Annotated in this window: 1 protein-coding gene; it reads right to left on the bottom strand. The window is 51.9% G+C overall.

Annotated elements, in window-relative coordinates:
- Positions 1 to 237: hypothetical protein (locus tag QN347_RS20135; RefSeq protein WP_323494451.1), on the bottom strand; the 237-nt coding region annotated here is incomplete at its 3' end.
- Positions 238 to 264: the final 27 nt, after the last annotated feature.

Genomic DNA, 264 nt, shown 5'->3' with positions numbered 1-264 from the left:
CAAGGTATCAATGCGTGCCGTATTGATGGTCACAATCACGATGCCACCGATAGGATCGTCGATGAGATAAATCAAGGGGCCGGCCACTAACTCGGAACTGCTGTTGAACACGGAGGGGCCGACAGACCAACCCAAAGCCAAATTGATCAGATTGAGATCATCGCTGACATACAGCGGACGCGACAGAGGCAGTGCCGTGAACGCTTGATGGTAATAGCTTGCCTTCAGGGTTTCCAATTTCTGCCGGTAGGCTTCGTAGGTATC

Origin of the sequence: Sphingomonas sp. 10B4 (assembly GCF_035019905.1) — a bacterium.
In the GTDB taxonomy this organism is placed as follows: Bacteria; Pseudomonadota; Alphaproteobacteria; order Sphingomonadales; family Sphingomonadaceae; genus Sphingomonas; species Sphingomonas glacialis.
This window is presented reverse-complemented; position numbering and strand designations above follow the sequence as displayed.